Source organism: Spongiactinospora gelatinilytica (assembly GCF_003236385.1).
Classification (GTDB): Bacteria; Actinomycetota; Actinomycetes; order Streptosporangiales; family Streptosporangiaceae; genus Spongiactinospora; species Spongiactinospora gelatinilytica.
Map to the genome: position 1 here is coordinate 1 of NZ_POUA01000855.1, position 462 is coordinate 462.

A 462-nucleotide genomic window follows, 5' to 3' on the forward strand; every position below is an offset into this window, starting at 1 on the left:
GTTGATAGCGATGCAGTTATTTTTCCTCAGAAATTTGAAGCTAGTGACTATTATTTAATTTTTATGACTCGCTTAATTGAATTAAGTGGTTTAAAAACTAAACTGGGTCTGGAAGTTGAACAAGAAAATAATTACCAAAAACTTTTCCATACTTGGACAGGGACTAGCCAAAAGTTCCGTTTTAAAATGGCAAATAATCAGGCTGAATATGTTGATCAGGCAACGCAACAAACTATTTTTCATTTGAGTTTAGATGAACGGAAAATGAGCTTTAATACTGATACAATTAATAATTTTTATTTTCTAAATCAGCAAGATGACGAAGATAGCTTGGTTGACGAGATTAAGTTATTTACTAAATTTGGCCAAATTTTAGAAGAAGTATACAATTTTGAAGTTGACTTTAATATGTTTGATGCTCGTAATAATAAAGTTTATGAGTTTGATCAAACTAGCTTAAAT

General features: G+C 29.7%; 1 protein-coding gene. It reads left to right on the forward strand.

Annotation, left to right across the window (positions count from 1 at the left end; translation table 11 throughout):
* Positions 1 to 462 (forward strand): hypothetical protein (locus C1I98_RS46625; RefSeq protein ID WP_199537595.1); only part of this gene is annotated, 462 nt, incomplete at both ends.